The sequence below is a fragment of the Pseudomonas fjordensis genome, assembly GCF_976987115.1.
Map to the genome: position 1 here is coordinate 4,738,234 of NZ_OZ336860.1, position 17,775 is coordinate 4,756,008.

General features: G+C 62.2%; 18 protein-coding genes. All 18 read right to left on the reverse strand.

The genetic code is table 11. The annotated features are described in order from the left end of the window. Position 1: 1 nt before the first annotated feature. The 18 genes from fliN to fliS all read right to left on the reverse strand — a co-directional run bounded on the left by fliN (position 2) and on the right by fliS (position 17,695). Entirely contained in the window at positions 2–469 is a 468-nt protein-coding gene (gene fliN, locus ACWHXD_RS21565) for a flagellar motor switch protein FliN (RefSeq protein WP_003192941.1), read from the reverse strand. A 43-nt stretch (positions 470–512) separates the two neighbouring features. Further along, a complete protein-coding gene (gene fliM / locus ACWHXD_RS21570; protein WP_014719344.1) occupies positions 513–1,481 on the reverse strand; it encodes a flagellar motor switch protein FliM in 969 nt (322 codons plus the stop codon). Between the two features lie 9 nt (positions 1,482–1,490). Then, on the reverse strand, positions 1,491–1,991 hold the full coding sequence (fliL, locus tag ACWHXD_RS21575; RefSeq protein ID WP_032895951.1) for a flagellar basal body-associated protein FliL: 501 nt from the start codon (positions 1,989–1,991) through the stop codon (positions 1,491–1,493). 221 nt (positions 1,992–2,212) lie between these two features. Next, complete coding sequence (locus ACWHXD_RS21580; protein WP_138762466.1) at positions 2,213–3,496, reverse strand: flagellar hook-length control protein FliK; 1,284 nt, start codon at positions 3,494–3,496, stop codon at positions 2,213–2,215. Between the two features lie 160 nt (positions 3,497–3,656). Then, positions 3,657–4,013 carry an Hpt domain-containing protein gene (locus ACWHXD_RS21585; protein WP_138762467.1) on the reverse strand — a complete coding sequence of 119 codons (357 nt, stop codon included), beginning with the start codon at positions 4,011–4,013 and terminating at the stop codon, positions 3,657–3,659. Between the two features lie 30 nt (positions 4,014–4,043). Further along, positions 4,044–5,762, reverse strand: a complete 1,719-nt coding sequence (locus tag ACWHXD_RS21590) for a fused response regulator/phosphatase (protein WP_032895948.1) — start codon at positions 5,760–5,762, stop codon at positions 4,044–4,046. Further along, positions 5,759–6,064, reverse strand: a complete 306-nt coding sequence (locus ACWHXD_RS21595; protein WP_138762468.1) for an STAS domain-containing protein — start codon at positions 6,062–6,064, stop codon at positions 5,759–5,761. Before ACWHXD_RS21595 ends, ACWHXD_RS21590 begins: the two co-directional genes overlap by 4 nt. 582 nt (positions 6,065–6,646) lie before the next feature. Continuing rightward, entirely contained in the window at positions 6,647–7,096 is a 450-nt protein-coding gene (fliJ, locus tag ACWHXD_RS21600) for a flagellar export protein FliJ (protein ID WP_032895946.1), read from the reverse strand. 3 nt (positions 7,097–7,099) lie between these two features. Next, a complete protein-coding gene (fliI, locus tag ACWHXD_RS21605) occupies positions 7,100–8,458 on the reverse strand; it encodes a flagellar protein export ATPase FliI (protein WP_138762469.1) in 1,359 nt (452 codons plus the stop codon). Then, positions 8,448–9,212 carry a flagellar assembly protein FliH gene (fliH, locus tag ACWHXD_RS21610; RefSeq protein ID WP_138762470.1) on the reverse strand — a complete coding sequence of 255 codons (765 nt, stop codon included), beginning with the start codon at positions 9,210–9,212 and terminating at the stop codon, positions 8,448–8,450. Before fliH ends, fliI begins: the two co-directional genes overlap by 11 nt. Positions 9,213–9,222: 10 nt before the next feature. Continuing rightward, positions 9,223–10,239 carry a flagellar motor switch protein FliG gene (gene fliG, locus ACWHXD_RS21615; protein WP_003192957.1) on the reverse strand — a complete coding sequence of 339 codons (1,017 nt, stop codon included), beginning with the start codon at positions 10,237–10,239 and terminating at the stop codon, positions 9,223–9,225. Then, on the reverse strand, positions 10,232–12,007 hold the full coding sequence (gene fliF, locus ACWHXD_RS21620; protein ID WP_032895944.1) for a flagellar basal-body MS-ring/collar protein FliF: 1,776 nt from the start codon (positions 12,005–12,007) through the stop codon (positions 10,232–10,234). The genes fliG and fliF overlap by 8 nt, the downstream gene beginning before the upstream one ends. A 16-nt stretch (positions 12,008–12,023) precedes the next feature. After that, positions 12,024–12,353, reverse strand: a complete 330-nt coding sequence (fliE, locus tag ACWHXD_RS21625) for a flagellar hook-basal body complex protein FliE (protein WP_003192959.1) — start codon at positions 12,351–12,353, stop codon at positions 12,024–12,026. A gap of 282 nt (positions 12,354–12,635) precedes the next feature. Further along, positions 12,636–14,012 carry a sigma-54-dependent transcriptional regulator gene (locus ACWHXD_RS21630; protein ID WP_032897832.1) on the reverse strand — a complete coding sequence of 459 codons (1,377 nt, stop codon included), beginning with the start codon at positions 14,010–14,012 and terminating at the stop codon, positions 12,636–12,638. 7 nt (positions 14,013–14,019) lie between these two features. Beyond that, the gene (locus tag ACWHXD_RS21635) at positions 14,020–15,231 is read right to left on the reverse strand and encodes a sensor histidine kinase (RefSeq protein ID WP_138762471.1); all 1,212 of its coding nucleotides are present in this window, start codon (positions 15,229–15,231) and stop codon (positions 14,020–14,022) included. Positions 15,232–15,341: 110 nt separating this feature from the next. Continuing rightward, positions 15,342–16,814, reverse strand: a complete 1,473-nt coding sequence (locus ACWHXD_RS21640; protein WP_138762472.1) for a sigma-54 dependent transcriptional regulator — start codon at positions 16,812–16,814, stop codon at positions 15,342–15,344. 169 nt (positions 16,815–16,983) lie between these two features. Further along, entirely contained in the window at positions 16,984–17,280 is a 297-nt protein-coding gene (fliT, locus tag ACWHXD_RS21645) for a flagellar protein FliT (RefSeq protein ID WP_003192968.1), read from the reverse strand. 25 nt (positions 17,281–17,305) lie between these two features. Next, positions 17,306–17,695: a flagellar export chaperone FliS gene (gene fliS, locus ACWHXD_RS21650; RefSeq protein WP_014719355.1), complete on the reverse strand. Its 390-nt coding sequence runs from the start codon at positions 17,693–17,695 to the stop codon at positions 17,306–17,308. Between the last annotated feature and the right edge of the window lie 80 nt (positions 17,696–17,775).

Genomic DNA, 17,775 nt, shown 5'->3' on the forward strand with positions numbered 1-17,775 from the left:
CTCAGCGCAACTTCTTGATGCGTTCGCTCGGGCTGATCACGTCAGTCAGGCGGATGCCGAACTTCTCGTTGACCACCACCACCTCGCCATGGGCAATCAGGGTGCCGTTGACCAGCACGTCCAACGGCTCGCCGGCCAGGCGGTCCAGTTCGATCACAGAGCCCTGGTTAAGCTGCAAGAGGTTGCGGATGTTGATTTCGGTGCTGCCCACTTCCATGGAAATCGACACCGGGATGTCGAGGATCACATCCAGGTTCGGGCCATCAAGGCTCACCGGATCGTTGTTCTTCGGCACACTGCCGAATTCTTCCATGGCCAGGCGGTTGCCGGCCGGTGCGGTGGCGGCGTCGGCGGCCAGCAGCGCGTCGATGTCGTCCTGGCCAACATCGCCGGTTTCTTCCAGGGCCGCAGCCCACTCGTCAGCCAGGGCCTGGTCTTCGGCGGAAGTGTTTTCGTGTTCGGTAGCCATTACATGTCCTCGGCGCAGCAAACAATCATGAATTAGGGTTGAATCAGCGGCGGTTGATCGGCTCAACCACTTGCAGCGCCAGGTTGCCCTTGTGGGAACCGAGCTTGACCTTGAATGACGGCACGCCGTTGGCGCGCATGATCAACTCTTCCGGCAAGTCGACGGGGATGATGTCCCCAGGCGCCATGTGCAAAATGTCCCGCAGGCGCAACTGGCGGCGGGCCACAGTGGCGCTCAGCGGCACGTCGACGTCCAGCAGGTCTTCGCGCAGGGCCTTGACCCAGCGTTCGTCCTGGTCGTCGAGGTCGGACTGGAAACCGGCATCGAGCATCTCGCGCACCGGCTCGATCATCGAATACGGCATGGTCACGTGCAGGTCGCCGCCACCGCCATCGAGTTCGATGTGGAAGGTCGACACCACAATGGCTTCGCTGGGGCCGACGATGTTGGCCATGGCCGGGTTCACTTCCGAGTTGATGTACTCGAAATTGACTTCCATGATCGCCTGCCAGGCTTCCTTCAAGTCGATGAAGGCCTGCTCCAGCACCATGCGCACCACGCGCAGTTCGGTGGGGGTGAACTCACGCCCTTCGATCTTGGCGTGACGGCCGTCGCCACCGAAGAAGTTGTCCACCAGCTTGAACACCAGTTTGGCGTCGAGGATGAACAGCGCAGTGCCGCGCAACGGCTTGATCTTGACGAGGTTGAGGCTGGTGGGCACGTACAGCGAGTGTACGTATTCACCGAACTTCATCACCTGCACACCGCCCACGGCCACGTCCGCCGAGCGGCGCAGCATGTTGAACATGCTGATGCGGGTGTAGCGGGCAAAACGTTCGTTGATCATCTCCAGGGTCGGCATGCGTCCCCGCACGATGCGATCCTGGCTGGTCAGGTCGTAACTTTTGACGCTGCCGGGTTCGGCAGCCATTTCGGTCTGTACCAGACCATCGTCCACGCCATGCAACAGCGCGTCGATTTCATCCTGGGACAGCAGGTCTTGCACGGCCATGTCGTGATCCTACTGCAATACGAAGTTAGTGAAGAGCGCCTGCTCGACCACGACTTTGCCGAGTTCTTTCTGGGCCACTTCCTGCACGCTGGCAGTGACCTTCTGGCGCAGCATTTCCTGGCCGACGGGCGTGGCCAGGCTGTCGAAGCTCTGCCCGGAGAACAGCATCACCAGGTTGTTGCGGATCACCGGCATATGCACCTTGAGGGCATCGAGGTCCGCCTGGTTGCGCGCCAGCAAGGTGATGCTCACCTGCAGGTAGCGTTGGCGACCATTCTGGTTGTAGTTGGCGACAAAGGCCGGAAGCATCTGCTCGAAGATTGCCGGTTGCTTGACGTTAGTGGCGGTTTCGGCAGCGGGCGCCGGTTTGCTCGCACTGCTGTGCATGATGTACCAGGTGCCGCCCACCGAGGCACCGATGGCCAGGAGCAGGCCCAGCACAATCAACAGGATCAGCTTGAGCTTGCCTTTGCCTGCGGGGGGAGTTGCTGCGTCGTCGCTCTTCGCCATGCCAATAATCCGTCACTATTCGGGGATTCGTAGATCTATGGCAAGGCAAGAGCAAGTGTTATGCCAGAGTTGGCTGGTAATGAGGGAAGAGCGAACACCACAAAACAAATGTGGGAGCGGGCTTGCTCGCGAATGCGGTGTATCAGTCACACATATACTGACTGACACTCTGCATTCGCGAGCAAGCCCGCTCCCACATTCAGGCCTATACAGCCCTCAAGTCAGGCGTAGTAGTCGACGGCGCTGGAGCCGATCACGCTCTGGCTCACGGGCGCTGCCACTTCGGCCACATCCACAGGGCCACCGGCGTCGCCGTTGTCAGCACGCCTGCCGCTGCCACTGATGCCCCGCGCCTGGCTCTGCTGTTGCTGCTGGTCCTGCCCCCGCGATTGGTCGGAGACATTCACATCCACCTGCCCCATGCCCTGCTGGGCAAACATCTCCCGCAAGCGGCCGGACTGGCTCTCCAGCGCTTCACGCACCACCGCATGGCCGCTCATGAAGTTGACCTGGGCCTGCTGGTCCGCCGTCATGTTGACCTTGATGTCCAGGCGCCCCAGCTCAGCGGGCTGCAACTGGATCTCGGCCGACTTGAGGTTGGCGCTGGACAGGTACATCACGCGGTTGACCACCTCTTCGGTCCAGCCGCTCTGGTGCATGGCCAGGGGTGCATTGGTGACGGGCGGCAAGGCATTCGCGGTTTTCGGTGTGGCCGCCTGGGTCAGCGCGGCCAGGCGGTTGGCGAAGTCATCTACGCGGGTGTCGCTACTGGCGTTCTTGAGGTCCTTGAGGCCGTCATCGATCAGCGCGCCGAAGGCCTTGTCACCGCCTTGGTCGGTGCTGTCCTTGGTGGCTTGCTGGTCAACCATGTTGGCCAGGCCAGCGGCAAAGTTCTGCGCGGCGGTCGGTTGGTCCTGGGTGGTGGGCGCGGCTTTCTGCGGCGCCTGGCTGCTGGCCGAGACGTGACCGCCCTGCTCCATCGCCAGGCGCACGGCCGGCATCGAATCCAGGGGATCAGCCTGCGGGTCGAAGGCCGGCTGCTTGGGCTCCTCGGTCACGGTAATGAGCGGCAGGGCCTGGTCATCTTCGGCAGCGACGGCAGGCGCTTGTACGGGCACAGGGACCGCCACGGGCGTCACGGCGGCGACCAGCGCCGGGTCGGCCACCGGGTGCTGCACCAGGGACGGGTCGGCCGGTGGCTCGCCTTCACTGTCTGCGCTGTCGTCGCTCTTGGCCGGCTTGGCAGGCAAGGGATTGCCGCTATCGGCAACCGCTGGCGCGCTGGCGGCAGGTTTATCGCTGGCGTCAGGCGCTTTGTCGCGCACGGGTTTGGCTGGCGCGTCGTCGCTCTTGGCCTGCGGCTTGGCAGCTTGGTTGGCAAACACTTGAGCGAAGCCAGGGCCCTTTTCCCGCGGGGCCACAGGCGCTACCGCAGGCGTGGCGGCCGGCGCTTGAGGCTTGGCTGCGGTGGCAGCCTGAAGGAGCGAATTGGGGGCGACTGGCATAAGTAAGGGTCTCCACTGCATGGGGTCGGGGATGCAGTCTGTGGAGGTACAGCAAGAGTCGGGCCAGGTTTACAAAATGCCTGGACATATCCGATTCAATGTAGGAGCGAGCTTGCTCGCGAAAAACTCACAGGCGCCGCATTCATCCAGGAAGCACGCGTTATCGTTGACGTTTTTCGCGAGCAAGCTCGCTCCTACATTCATACAGTGGCTTGACCAGCGCGAACTCATGATCAATCTGATCAACCAGTGCACCTAGATCAGAGGCCGCCTCGACGGCCTCGGTCTCCAGCAGCTCACACAATCGGGCCAAACGCACCGCCCCTAGATTGCCGCTACTGCCTTTGAAGCTGTGGGCAATCCGTCCCAACGTTTTGGCGTCGCCCCCAGCCTTGCGCAGTGCTGCGACGCGCTTTTGCGAGTCCTCGATAAAGGTGTCGAGCAACGTCGGGTACTCGCTCTCCATCACTTCCTGCAAGTCCGACAACACCTCGGGGTCCAAATGAATCTCAGCCACTTGCTCGCTCCTTGATCAAGAATCGGCGGATTATGCCAGAGCCTCCCAACAAAACTCCACGCAGACACTGCGCCCGCCATCGGACCAGCCTACAGCGCTGCTCAGTTGACGCACCAGGCTAAGGCCCCGACCAGACAGACGGTCGATGTCCACGGGGCGTGCCAGCTCCTGCTCCACATCAAAACCCTGCCCGCTGTCTTCGAGGCGCAAGGTCAGTTTGCCGCCCTTGTCGGTGGGTACCACCTGAACATGCACGCGCACGTAACCGCTGTCCAACTGCGCCAGCCGCTCATGGCGCTGGTGATAATACTGCGCAAACCCCTGGGCATCGCGCTTGAGCCGTGAGTCCAGGCCCAGCACGCCATGCTCCAGCGCGTTGGAATACAACTCGGCCATCACGCTGTAAAGCGCCCCGCTCTGCTCACGCAGGCCGTGGATCTCCAATAGCAGTTGCAGCAGGTACGGCAGCGGGTTGTAGGTTCTGAGGGTCTGGGCGCGAAATTCGAAACTCACCGACCAATCCAGTGGGCACGACTGGCCGCTGTCGGCATACATCGGTTCGGCCGCCCGCAAGGGCTGGCCCGCCTGCAAGGTGATCTCGACCATGCTGACGTCATCGCGCGCCTGGCCGCGAAAGGCCGCCAGGGCCTGCTCGATGTCCTCGAACAGGCGGTCAGGCTCGCGGTTGGCGGCGAACACCTGCTGCAAGCGCTCGGCGCCGAACAGTTGATCATTGGCGTCAGCGGTGTCCAACACACCATCGGAGAGCAAAAACACCCGGTCGCCCAACGCCATGGGCCAGACCTCGGTGCTGTCATCGAACGCCTCTGCCGACAACACCCCCAGGGGCAGGTGCCGCGACATCAACGGCGTGCGCCTGCCGGTGGCGACTTCATGCACATAGCCTTCGGGCATGCCGCCGTTCCACACCTCCACCGCCCGCCGCTGGGCGCTCAGGCACAGCAAGGTGGCGCAGCAGAACATGTCCACCGGCAGGATGCGCTTGAGCTTGGCGTTCATTTCCCGCAGGGTCTGCGTGAGGCCGTAGCCCTTGGCAGTCATGCCGTAGAACACTTCGGCCAGGGGCATGGCGCCGATGGCGGCCGGCAAGCCATGGCCGGTGAAATCACCGAGCAGCACGTGCATATCGCCGGATGGCGTGTAGGCCGCCAGCAACAAGTCACCGTTGAATAGCGCATAAGGCGATTGCAGGTAGCGGATGTTGGGCGCGGCGTTGATACAACCCGAATGGGCAACCTTGTCGAACACTGCCTTGGCCGCCCGCTGTTCATGCATCAGGTGTTCGTGGTGTTTGGCGATCAGGTCACGCTGTTGCAAAACCGTGGCCTGTAGGCGGCGCAGGCGATCCATGGCGTTGATCTTCGCCGCCAGGATCAAAGGGTTATAGGGCTTGGGCAAAAAGTCATCGCCACCGGCGTCCAGGCACTGGGCCAGGGCTTCGCTTTCGCGCAGCGACGTGAGGAAGATGATCGGCACCAGCGCCTCCCCCGCCAGTTGCTTGATCTGCCGCGCGGCTTCAAAGCCGTCCATCACCGGCATCAGCGCGTCCATCAACACCAGTTGCGGGCGCTCGCGGGCAAACACCTCAATCGCTTCGGCACCATTGCTCACCGTCAGCACCTGGTGGCCCTGGCGACGGATGATGCTCGCCAGCAACAGGCGGTCGGCGGCGCTGTCTTCGGCGATCAGGATGGTCAGCGCTTCAAGAACAGGGGCCAAGGCGCTCAACTGATGTCGAACAGCTTGTCGAAGTTGGAGATGGCGAGGATCTTGCGCACGTCGGAGTTGCTGTTCGTCACGCGGACCTCGGCGTCATCACCGCCGGCATGATCCCGTAGCAACAGCAGCATGCCGAGGGCTGAACTGTCCATGTAGGTGGCCTCTTTGAGGTCGACGATATAGGTCTCGGGGACCTTGTAGAAACGCTCGTACGCATCCCGAAACGCCTGGTGGCTGCCGAAATCGAACCGGCCCCTGATTGCGATCGTCAACTTCTTCCCATCCAGGGATACTTCTGACTCGACTGACATGTGACTGCTTCCTTGTCATTGCGCTAGACACAAGGTGTAGCAGCTGAAGAGCATCTGAGCAACACGGTGGATCAACTGTGGGAGCTGGCTTGCCTGCGATGGCGGCCTGCCAGCCGATACTTCTCTCCCTGACACCCCACAACCCAACTGTGGGAGCGGGCTTGCTCGCGAAGGCGGCCTAACAGTCAACACAGTTGGACCGGGTACATATCCGTTATTTAGGTAACGGCCACTTAGGGTTCCGCTCTGACAGCGGCTCACTTTTGAAAAGAGCCCAAAAGTAAGCAAAAGGCTCTTGCCCCACCACTCGGCACCTCGCTTGGGCTCGGTGTGCCCGTAATCCGCCAGTGATTTGGGGGGCCGCCGCCACGCGCCATCCATGGCGCGGGGCGGCTAAACCGGCATCCCTGCCGGTTTACCCCCCAAATCACTGTCGAATTACGGCCAGCGTGGTTTGATGGGGCGCCTAAGATCAAGATCAAAAGCAGATCAAGAGCGGCTCGCTTCGCATCGTGGTTACCGGTGAGCGCTACGGAGTCGTGTAGATACCTATGCCCATCGCAGGCAAGCCAGCTCCCACACTTAGAACTGTTCTGGGCGGGGAAGGCGCTGGGAGAGTTCATCGAGCAGTTTTTGCTCGCGCTTGTCTTCGATGGCTCGCGCTTCGTCGATGTAGCGCTGCACCAGTTTGCGCAACCCCTCAACCCGGGCAAACGCCGCTTGCCAGGCCTCGCGGGCTTTGTCGAGGTTGGCCTCGTGCCAGGCCAGGCTTTGGCGTTGTTGGCCGACGGCGGTTTCAAGCTGGTTGAGAAAGCCCTGGTATCCCATGAGCCACTGGCCGGACACGCCCTGGCTGCCGCGCTCGATCCACTGTTGCTGGTACTCGCCTCGAAAACGCTCCAGGTCGCCCAGCTTGCTTTGGGCCAAACGCACCTGGCCCTGGAAGTAGCCAAGGCGCTGTACGGCGGCTTTCTCGGCCTTTTCGGCCATGTCCACCACCGGGGCCAGGCGGGCGGCGCGGCTGTTGGCCATGGCTTAGCCGCCCGGCGCCGGGGCGAAGATGGACTGCAAGTGCGACTGGCTTTCGCCCATGGTGATCTTGTCGTTGAGGCCTTGGCGCAGGTAGGTCACCAGTTGCGGCTGCAAGGCGATGGCCAGGTCGGTGTCGCGGTCGCCACCGGCCACATAGGCGCCGACGCTGATCAGGTCACGGCTTTGCTGGTAGCGCGACCACAGCTGCTTGAACTGCTGCGCACGGGCCATATGCTCCGGCGTGACCACCGCCGGCATCACCCGGCTGATGGACGCTTCGATGTCGATGGCCGGGTAATGCCCCTCTTCCGCCAAGCGCCGCGACAGCACGATGTGGCCGTCGAGCACGCCCCGCGCCGAGTCGGCAATCGGGTCCTGTTGGTCGTCGCCTTCGGACAACACCGTGTAGAACGCGGTGATCGAGCCGCCGCCGGCTTCGGCATTACCGGCACGTTCCACCAGCTTGGGCAGCTTGGCAAATACCGATGGCGGGTAACCCTTGGTCGCGGGCGGCTCGCCGATGGCCAGGGCGATCTCGCGCTGGGCCTGGGCGAAACGCGTGAGCGAGTCCATCAGCAACAGGACGTTCTTGCCCTTGTCGCGAAAATATTCGGCGATGCGTGTGCAGTACATCGCCGCACGCAAGCGCATCAGCGGTGCATCGTCTGCCGGAGAAGCGACGACAACAGAACGCTTGAGCCCTTCTTCACCGAGGCTGTGCTCGATGAACTCCTTCACTTCGCGGCCCCGCTCGCCGATCAGCCCCACCACGATGATGTCGGCCTCGGTAAAGCGCGTCATCATGCCCAGCAACACCGACTTACCCACACCGGTACCGGCGAACAGGCCCAGGCGCTGGCCGCGACCGACCGTCAATAAACCGTTGATGCTGCGAATGCCCACGTCCAGCGGCACGCTGATGGGGTTGCGCTTGAGCGGGTTGATGGTGGGGCCGTCCATCGGCACCCAGTCTTCGGCCTTCATGCCGCCCTTGCCGTCCAGCGCACGGCCGGCGCCATCGAGTACGCGGCCCAGCATGCTCATGCCCATGGGCAGGCGGCCAGTGTCGGCCAGTGGCACCACGCGGGCACCCGGGGCAATGCCGGCGAGGCTGCCGACCGGCATCAGGAAGATCTTGCTGCCAGAGAAGCCCATCACTTCAGCTTCGACTTGCACCGGGTGGTAACTGTTGTCGTTGATCACCAGGCAGCGGCTGCCCATGGCGGCGCGCAGGCCCTCGGCTTCGAGGGTCAGGCCGACCATGCGCAACAGGCGCCCTTCGAGGATCGGCTGGCCGGGCAACTCGGTGACCTCGGCGTAGCTGCCCAGGCGCTTGGCGAAGCTGGTGCGGTCAAGACGCATCGGTGGCGTCCAGGTCAACGCTCAGGTCCGGCTCAGCGGGGTGCAGGGCCTGTTCATGCAGTTGATCGAACAGCTTGGCCATGATCTGGCTGATGCGGGTTTCCACCGTTGCATCGATGCGGCTGTGTTCGGTCTCGACGCGGCAACCGCCGGGCTGCAACGAAGCATCTTCGACGATGCGCCAGGTTTCTTCATGGCGCTCGCGCAGGGCTTTGACCTGTTCGAAATCCTGGGGGTTGATGTACAGCCGCACATTGCCGACGCCCAGGGGCAGCAGCTTGAGGGCTTCACGCATCACCGCTTCGATCTGGCTGGAATCAAGCACCAGTTCGCGCTGGATCACCTGGCGCGCGATGTGCTGCACCAGGCCGACCATGGATTTTTCCAGCTGTGAGTCCTGTTCGGCGATAGGGTCGAACAGGTTGCCCATCAGGCGCTCCAGGCTGCCCAACTTGGAGGCCAGCGCCGCCTCGGCTTCCTGGCGAACCTTGAGGGTGGTGCTGCGAAAACCGTCTTTTTCCCCCGCGGCAAAACCTTCGTTGTAGGCCTCCTGGCGGATGGTTTCCAACTCTTCGAGAGTCAGTGGCTGGACTTCATCCAGCGGCACTTCTTCCATTTCCGCTGGAGGTTCCTCCACCGGTTCAGGCTCGGGCTCCGGCACATGGGGGTCGAAGCTGGGCAGCGACCAGATGTCGAAACCGCCGACATCCCGCGCGCGAATCAGATCGCTGGGCGCCTCATCTTTATTCGACATGCAAGGCGCCTTAGATCATTTCTTCGCCGCCCTTCCCGCCGAGAACGATTTCTCCGGCTTCGGCCATACGGCGGGCAATGGTGAGGATTTCTTTCTGGGCGGTTTCCACGTCGCTGACGCGCACCGGGCCCTTGGCTTCCAGGTCGTCGCGCAACAGCTCCGAGGCGCGCTTGGACATGTTCTTGAAGATCTTTTCTTTGACGTTTTCGTCCGAGCCCTTGAGCGCCAGCACCAGCACGTCCGAGGATACTTCGCGCAGCAACGCCTGGATGCCACGGTCGTCGACATCGGCCAGGTTGTTGAACACGAACATCAGGTCTTCGATCTGGCCGGACAGGGTGTCGTCGATCTCGCGGATCGAGTCCATCAACTGGCCTTCCACCGAGCTGTCGAGGAAGTTCATGATGTCGGCCGCGCGCTTGATGCCACCCAGGGTGGTGCGCGAGGCGTTGGAATTGCCGGAGAACTGCTTCTCCAGAATGGTGTTGAGTTCTTTGAGCGCCGCCGGCTGCACGGTGTTGAGCGACGACACGCGCAGGATGATGTCCAGGCGCACTTTATGGTCGAAGTGGCCGAGCACTTCACCGGCCTGGTCCGGGTCGAGGTAGGCCACCACGATCGCCTGGATCTGCGGGTGCTCGTAGCGGATCACGTCGGCCACTGCGCGCGGCTCCATCCACTTGAGGCTGTCCAGACCGCTGGTGTTGCCACCCAGCAGGATACGGTCGATCAGGCCGTTGGCCTTGTCTTCGCCCAAGGCCGAGGTGAGCATCTTGCGAATGTAGCTGTCGGAGCCGACGCCCAGGCTGGTCTGGTCGCCGACGATCTCAACGAACTCGCTCATCACCTGCTCGACTTGCTCGCGGTGCACATTGCGCATTTGCGCCATGGCCACGCCCACTCGCTGGACCTCTTTAGGGCCCATGTGGCGCAGCACTTGGGCAGCGTCGGTTTCACCCAGGGACAGCAGCAGCACGGCGGCTTTGTCGACCCGGGACAGCTTGGCCACAGCGGCTCGATCATTCATCTGCGTTAATCCACTCTTTCACGACCTGAGCCACACGGCCCGGGTCTTCTGCCACCAGACTCTTGATTGCGTTCAACTGAGCGTCATAGCCTTCGCTCGGGCTTGGCAACAGAATGCTTTGCGGGCCGCCGAGGCTGACGCGGTCGTTGGCCAGTTCGCCGTCCAGGCCGCCCATGCCACCCAACTCGACGTCGCCACCGGCCAGCGCCAGTTGCTTCTTGCTGCCGCCGGTGATGTTGTTGAGCACCGGGCGCAATACGCCAAACACCAGCACCAGGATGAACAACACCCCGAGCACTTGCTTGACGATGTCCCAGAACCACGGCTGGGTGTAGAACGCAGGGTCAGCGATCACTTCACCGCGCTCGGCGGAGAACGGCATGTTGATCACGCTGACGCTGTCACCACGGCTGGCATCGAAGCCAACCGCGTCCTGCACCAGGCGGGTGAAACGCGCCAGCTCGTCAGCCGTCCAGGGCGCACGGGTCACCGCGCCGTCTGCGGGGTTGACCTTGACCTGGTCATCGACTACCACCGACACCGACAGGCGATTGATCTTGCCCTGTTGCTGCTTGGTGTGGCTGATGGAACGGTCGAGCTCGAAGTTCTTGGTGGACTGGTTACGCTTGTCCGCAGGGTACGGCGCAAGCATCGGCTGGCCGGTGGCCGGGTCCATGATTTGCTGGCCGTTGGCGTCCAACAGCGGCTGGCCAGGCTGGATCGCCCCAGCGGTAGCGGCGGCGCCACCGGTGGTCTGCGGTGCCGAGGCCGGCGCAGGCGGCTGGTTGCTCAGGGCGCCCGGCACACCTTGGGGGCCATTGCTGGCGGTGCGTTGTTCGCTGGTCGACTGCTCGCTGCGCAGGGCCGGTTGGTCGGGGTTGAACTGCTCGGAGGTGGATTCGACAGCGCTGAAATCCACGTCGGCCGACACTTCAGCCTTGTAGCGGTCGTTGCCCAACACCGGCTGCAGAATGTTATGCACGCGCTGGGTGAGCATGCTTTCCATGCGGCGGCTATAGTCGAACTGTTTGCCGGCCTGGGTCAGCGCGGAGTTTTCGGCCATGTCGGACAGCAGGTTGCCCTTCTGGTCCACCACGGTGATTTGCGACTTGCTCAATTCGGGAACACTGGTTGCCACCAGGTTGACGATCGCCAGTACCTGGCCAGGCTCCAGGGAGCGGCCAGCAAACAGCTCGACCAACACCGAGGCGCTGGGCTTGCGTTCGTCACGCACGAACACCGAGCTTTTCGGAATCGCCAGGTGCACACGGGCGGCCTTGACGTTATTCAGGCTGGAGATGGTGCGCGCCAGTTCGCCTTCCAGGCCACGACGATAACGGGTGGCTTCCATGAACTGGCTGGTGCCCAGGCCCTGGTCTTTGTCGAGGATTTCAAAACCGATATTGCTGTCGGACGGCGCCACGCCAGCGGCGGCCAGTTTCATCCGTGCGCGGGCCACGTCATCGGCCTTGACCAGCAAGGCCCCGGAGTTGGGCTCTACGGTGTAGGCGATGTCGGCGGCGGCGAGGGTTTCCATGATCTGCTTGGAATCCATGCCCGACAGGCTGCCGTAAAGGGGGCGGTAATCGGGTTGCTGCGACCACAGCACCACGGCAAAACCAATCGCCACGCTGGCTGCCAGGCCCACCATCAGGCCCACCTGACGCAGCATGGTCATTTCCGAGAGGTTTTCCAGGAACGACAGGCCAAACAACGGCGGTTTGCCGTCGGCCTTGGCGGGGAGGTTGTCGGAGAGTGCTTCAGCCATGACTTAAATCTCGTCCTTAAACCGGCATCTGCATGATGTCTTGATACGCCTGAACCAGCTTGTTACGCACTTGGGTCAAGGCTTGGAAGGACACACTGGCCTTTTGCGAGGCGACCATCACATCGGTGAGGTCCACGCCGCTTTTACCGATCTCGAAAGCCGTCGCCAACTGGCTGGATGCCTGCTGGGTATCGCTGACTTTATTGATTGCCTGACCGAGCATGTCGGCAAAATTGCTTTGGCCCAATTCCGGCGCTGGCGCGACGGATTTCGGTTGAGCCATGGCATCCATTTGCATGGCGCGCATATCCAACATCAACCGATTGAACTCAATACCCTGGCTCATGACCTTCTCTCTCCGACGACCCGCAATTTTTTGACACTACGCAGCGGTTACCAGGGGTGGTAGCAACAAGGGTGCCAGCTCTGGAGCAACTCGTAAGAAAAGGCGACAAAGCTTGTCAAACTTGTTACCGCAGATTTTTTGGCCCTTCTTACCGCCCGCTTTTTTGTAGGAGCGAGCTTGCTCGCGAAAAACGTCAACGATAACGCGTGCTTCCAGGATGCCCGCGGCGCCTATGGGTTCTTCGCGAGCAAGCTCGCTCCTACAGACGGGATTGGCGCGAGGTCAGGTGGCGAAAAGATAGGCTTCCACGTCCATCCCGGCGTCGCGCATCTGCGCCAGCTTGTAGCGCAAGGTGCGCGGGCTGATGCCCAGGCGCTCGGCCGCTTCTTTGCGGCGGCCGCGTTCGGCGCGCAGGGTGTCGATGATCATCTGGAATTCGCGGCGGCGCAGGTCATCGCCCAGGGCGCCGGCCGATTCCGCCTCGGCGACCACGGGAGCCGGGGCTAGGCTCGGCAGCGGCGCAGCCCCATTGCCCATGGCCAGGCAAAAGTCTTGCGGCTGGATCAAACCGCCCTGCTGCAAAATCAACGCACGCTGGATCGCGTTGTCCAGCTCGCGCACGTTGCCCGGCCATGGGTAACTGACCAGGCACGCCTGGGCCTCAGGCGATAAGCGCGCCTGGGCATGCTTCATTTTTTTGACGTGGTTGTTCAGCAGGCGCTCGGCCAACGGAATGATGTCCGCCGGGCGCTCACGCAATGGGCGCCAGGCCAGGGGGAACACTGACAGCCGGTAGAACAGGTCTTCACGGAAGCGCCCCGCCGCCACTTCGCCCGCCAGGTCGCGGTTGGTGGTGGCGACCACGCGGATATCCAGCTGGATCGGCTTGCGTGCGCCCACGCGCTCCACTTCCCGCTCCTGCAGTACGCGCAGCAACTTGGCTTGCAGGCCCAGGGGCATTTCCGAGATTTCGTCGAGCAGGATGGTGCCACCGTCGGCCTGTTCGAACTTGCCGGCCTGGGCCGCGATGGCGCCGGTGAACGAGCCCTTTTCATGGCCGAACAAGGTGGCTTCGAGCATGTTGTCGGGGATCGCCGCGCAGTTAATCGCAATGAACGGTTGCTTGGCACGGCCCGATTGCTGGTGGATATACCGCGCCAGCACTTCTTTACCGGTGCCGGACTCGCCGGAAATCAGCACGGTGGAATCACTGCGCGCCACCCGCGCCGCCAGTTCCAGCAATTGCGCGCTGGCCGGCTCAAAGGCAATCGGGCCATCGCCGTCGGCTGCGGGCATCACGCCAAGGGCATGCCGGGCGACCAGTTCGATCAACGCCTTGGGCTCGAACGGCTTGACCAGGTAATCCGCCGCGCCTTGACGCATGGCATCCACCGCCCGCTCCACCGCGCCATGGGCGGTCATCAGCAGCACTGGCAGTTGCGGCTGGCGCACGCGCAGCAGGCCGAGCAACTGGTGGCCGTCCATGCCGGGCATGTTGACGTCGCTGACCACCAGGCTGAAGGTTTCCTGTTCGACCGCCTCCAAGGCTTCCTCGGCAGAGCCGACCGCACGGTAGTCATGGCCCGCCAACAGCAGCGTGTCTGCCAATGCTTCACGCAGGGCGCGATCGTCTTCCACCAATAAAACCTTGATAGCCATCATCCTCTTACTCCGCGCTTGCCGCGCTGGAAAACAGCGGCAAGGTCATCAATGCACAGGTGCCACGCCCCACGCGGGAACGCAGCTGCAATTGTCCCTGATGGGCACGGGCCACTGCCTTGACCACGGTCAGGCCCAGGCCAGTGCCGTTGGTCTTGGTGGTAAAAAACGGCTCGCCCAGGCGTTGCAGCACTTGCGGGGCAATACCGCTGCCGCTGTCGCTGATGCACAGGCGCAGGGTTTGCTCGCGGGTGTACAAGTGCACCTTCAATCGCGCACCTGGGCCGCTGGCCTGGGTGGCGTTTTCGATCAGGTTGAGCAGCGCGCCCACCAGGGTGTCGCGGTTGCACAGCAACTCGCCCTGGTGGCTGTCGCACTGCCAGCGCAGGTTGGCCTCCTGCACATGGGTCGCCGCTGCCGCTTGCAGCGACTGCATCAAGCCGGCAGGGGTAACGCGATCGGTCAGCGGCAGTTCGCCACGGGCAAACACCAGCATGTCGCGCACCTGGTGCTCCAACTCATGCAGGCGCTCCTTGAGGCGCCCGGCAAAGCGTTGATGGGTGGCCGCCGGTAATTGCTCGTCAGTCAAATGACTGGCGTAGATCAATGCCGCCGACAATGGCGTACGAATCTGATGCGCCAAGGAAGCGACCATCCGGCCCAGGGACGACAACCGTTCATGGCGGGCCAACTGATCTTGCAGGTGCCGGGTTTCTGTCAGGTCATTGAGCAGCACAAGCTGGCCAGGCTCAGCGTCCAGGGAACGGGTGGCGATGGACAGCCGGCGCCCGTCCTTGAGGGAGACTTCGTGGCCGTCGTCTTCACGGGGGGCAAAACAGCGAGTGATGACTTCACGCCACAGCTCGCCTTCCAGCGGCAGGCCGAGCAGGTCGCAGGCGGCCGGGTTGGCTTCGCGCACGCGGCCCTGGTCGTCGATGACGATTACGCCACCGGGCAACAGGTCCAGCAGGTTTTGCAGGCGGTTGGCCAGGCGTTCTTTCTCGGCCAGCTCTTGCATGCGCTGGGCGCTGACCACCGCCAGTTCGCCTTTAAGCTCGGAAACCCGAGCCTCAAGCAGGCTGTAGGAGTCGGTCAGCTGGCTCGACATCTGGTTGAACTGCGAGAACGCGTGCTCCAGGCCCTGGCGGGTCGGCGGTTCTACAGGCGGAACCAGCCCCTGGATGGCAGGGGCCGAAGATAGTTGGGCGGCGTGGGGCATGATGCTCTCTCGCTTGGCTGACCGTCAGTTAAACGGAACGTTGCGAGGGCTGTAGCAATACCCGTGCCGAAAAAAATCTACCTATAAATCAGGCAGTTGAAAAACAGGCGTCAATCATCCGCCTGTTCATCACCTTCTTTGCGGCTCATACCGTACTTGCGCATCTTCTCCACCAGGGTGGTGCGACGGATGCGCAGGCGCTCGGCGGCGCGGGCCACGATGCCATGGGCATCGTCCAGGGCCTGCTGGATCAACCCTTGTTCCAGGCTGCCGAGGTAGTCCTTGAGGTCCAGGCCTTCGGGCGGCAACATCGCGGTGGCGCCGAAGTCCGGGGTATGGCCGTTGATCGCCACGCGCTCTTCCATGTCAGTGCGCAGGCTGTCCATCTGTTCGTCTTCGTCGTCGACGTAACGGAATTTCTTCGGCAACTCGACCACGCCGATCACCCCGTACGGGTGCATGATCGCCATGCGCTCCACCAGGTTGGCCAGCTCGCGGACGTTGCCCGGCCAGCCGTGGCGGCACAGGGACATGATTGCCGCGGAGTTGAAGCGAATGGAGCCACGCTTTTCGTGCTCCATGCGCGAGATCAGTTCGTTCATCAGCAACGGGATGTCTTCCACGCGCTCGCGCAGCGGGGCCATCTCGATAGGGAATACGTTGAGGCGGTAGTACAGGTCTTCGCGGAAGCTGCCGACCTCGATCATGCTTTCGAGGTTCTTGTGGGTGGCGGCAATGATGCGCACGTCCACGCTCTGGGTCTTGTTGCTGCCCACTCGCTCGAAGGTGCGCTCCTGCAACACGCGCAGCAACTTGACCTGCATCGGCAGTGGCATGTCGCCGATTTCGTCGAGGAACAGGGTGCCGCCATTGGCCAGCTCAAAGCGCCCGGCACGGCTGGTGATCGCCCCGGTAAAGGCGCCCTTCTCGTGGCCGAACAATTCGCTTTCCAGCAGCTCTGCCGGGATCGCCCCGCAGTTGACCGGCACGAAGGGCCCGTCGCGGCGCTTGGAGTGATAGTGCAGGTTACGCGCGACCACTTCCTTGCCGGTGCCCGACTCGCCGAGGATCAGCACGCTGGCGTCGGTGTCGGCCACTTGCTGCATCATCTGGCGTACGTGCTGGATGGCACGGCTGGTGCCGACGAGGCTGCGAAACAGGTTGGGCTCACGATGACGGCCGCGCTCGCGGGCCTGGTCGTACATCTCGCGATAGACCTGGGCGCGGTGCAGGGAATCGAGCAATTTGCTGTAGCTGGGCGGCATTTCCAGGTTGGACAGCACGCGGCGGCGCTGGTCTTCCGGCAGGTCCACGGAAGAAATATCGCCCATTAGCAACACCGGAAGGAACTCATCCCAGGTAGACAGTGTCTTTAACAGGCCCAGAACTGCGCCAGGAGCGTTTACCGTCCCGATCAATACGCAAATGACTTCACGGCTCGACGACAACGAGCTGACCGCCTGCTGCCAATCGTGGCTGCCGCAGGGTAAATTTTCTTCACCGAGAAAATTTAAAATCACCGCTAAATCGCGGCGGCGGACGCTATCGTCATCGATCAGCAGAATTTTGGTTTCACGCCACATGCAATAGCAACTTCCCTAGTAAAACTTCCTGCCCCGGAATGAGGGCAATCTAGACGTCTGTAAGATTTCTTACCTTCTAGACGTCTGAAATCTGAAAACAGCACTAGTTAAGTCAAAAATGTTGGCACAGTCAAATATATGACGCGCCGTTCGGATTAACTGCGCCCGTTCAACCGAACAGATGGTAAACCTTTGACGCATTTTTCGCTTGGTTGATCTGCGACATCTCTTCGAAAATCGCCTGGCGCTCGCCGGTCGTCACCTCCAGCAACTGCCGATACACCACCAGCAGGCTTTCCAGTTTCTCGCGCAGTGCATCCTCATCTACCGGCGCCTCGCTGAGCACCTCATCAATCACCGCCCGGCACCCCAGGTCCAACTCGCCGACAGCTTCCCAGTTGCGCTCGGCCAGCGCGCCGATCAGGGCTTCGCGGGTTTCGTCGATGCGTTGCAGTGCGTGGCTCATGATGTGTACCTCAAGGCAATCGGCCTTATTGTGGAGCGATGGCATCCCAGCCGGTCTTGACGGTGATCAGCAGACGGGCGACTTCGTCGATCATCTCGACATCATTGACTCGGTTGGCCTCGACCAGGCGATTGCCCATGTAGTTATACAAGGCATCCAGACGCTGGATCGCGGCTGGATCTTCGGCTTTCTCCGGCTCCAGGCCATCGCGCAGGCCCGAAATGATTTCGATCGCCTTGCCCAGCATCAGGCCTTTTTGCGCGATGTCCCCGCGACTCAACGCACCCTTGGCCTGCGCCATGCGGTCCAGGCCACCTTCCATCAGCATCTGCACCAGGCGGTGCGGGCTGGCTTCAGAGACCTGAGCGTGGGCATTGACCTTCTGGTACTGGCGAAGGGCTCTCATCGGGTTCATGTTGCTACCTCGTTACTGGCGACAATCGAATAGGTTTGCTTAACCAGTTTTTCGACCACGGCGATAAAAACTTTAATCCA

Bases quoted from the DNA above. Each gene is read 5' to 3' on its own strand.
- fliN (WP_003192941.1), bottom strand. From the start codon at position 469: ATGGCTACCGAACACGAAAACACTTCCGCCGAAGACCAGGCCCTGGCT.
- fliM (WP_014719344.1), bottom strand. From the start codon at position 1,481: ATGGCCGTGCAAGACCTGCTGTCCCAGGATGAAATCGACGCGCTGTTG.
- fliL (WP_032895951.1), bottom strand. From the start codon at position 1,991: ATGGCGAAGAGCGACGACGCAGCAACTCCCCCCGCAGGCAAAGGCAAG.
- ACWHXD_RS21580 (WP_138762466.1), bottom strand. From the start codon at position 3,496: ATGCCAGTCGCCCCCAATTCGCTCCTTCAGGCTGCCACCGCAGCCAAG.
- ACWHXD_RS21595 (WP_138762468.1), bottom strand. From the start codon at position 6,064: ATGTCAGTCGAGTCAGAAGTATCCCTGGATGGGAAGAAGTTGACGATC.
- fliJ (WP_032895946.1), bottom strand. From the start codon at position 7,096: ATGGCCAACAGCCGCGCCGCCCGCCTGGCCCCGGTGGTGGACATGGCC.
- fliI (WP_138762469.1), bottom strand. From the start codon at position 8,458: ATGCGTCTTGACCGCACCAGCTTCGCCAAGCGCCTGGGCAGCTACGCC.
- fliH (WP_138762470.1), bottom strand. From the start codon at position 9,212: ATGTCGAATAAAGATGAGGCGCCCAGCGATCTGATTCGCGCGCGGGAT.
- fliG (WP_003192957.1), bottom strand. From the start codon at position 10,239: ATGAATGATCGAGCCGCTGTGGCCAAGCTGTCCCGGGTCGACAAAGCC.
- fliF (WP_032895944.1), bottom strand. From the start codon at position 12,007: ATGGCTGAAGCACTCTCCGACAACCTCCCCGCCAAGGCCGACGGCAAA.
- fliE (WP_003192959.1), bottom strand. From the start codon at position 12,353: ATGAGCCAGGGTATTGAGTTCAATCGGTTGATGTTGGATATGCGCGCC.
- ACWHXD_RS21630 (WP_032897832.1), bottom strand. From the start codon at position 14,012: ATGGCTATCAAGGTTTTATTGGTGGAAGACGATCGCGCCCTGCGTGAA.
- ACWHXD_RS21635 (WP_138762471.1), bottom strand. From the start codon at position 15,231: ATGCCCCACGCCGCCCAACTATCTTCGGCCCCTGCCATCCAGGGGCTG.
- ACWHXD_RS21640 (WP_138762472.1), bottom strand. From the start codon at position 16,814: ATGTGGCGTGAAACCAAAATTCTGCTGATCGATGACGATAGCGTCCGC.
- fliT (WP_003192968.1), bottom strand. From the start codon at position 17,280: ATGAGCCACGCACTGCAACGCATCGACGAAACCCGCGAAGCCCTGATC.
- fliS (WP_014719355.1), bottom strand. From the start codon at position 17,695: ATGAACCCGATGAGAGCCCTTCGCCAGTACCAGAAGGTCAATGCCCAC.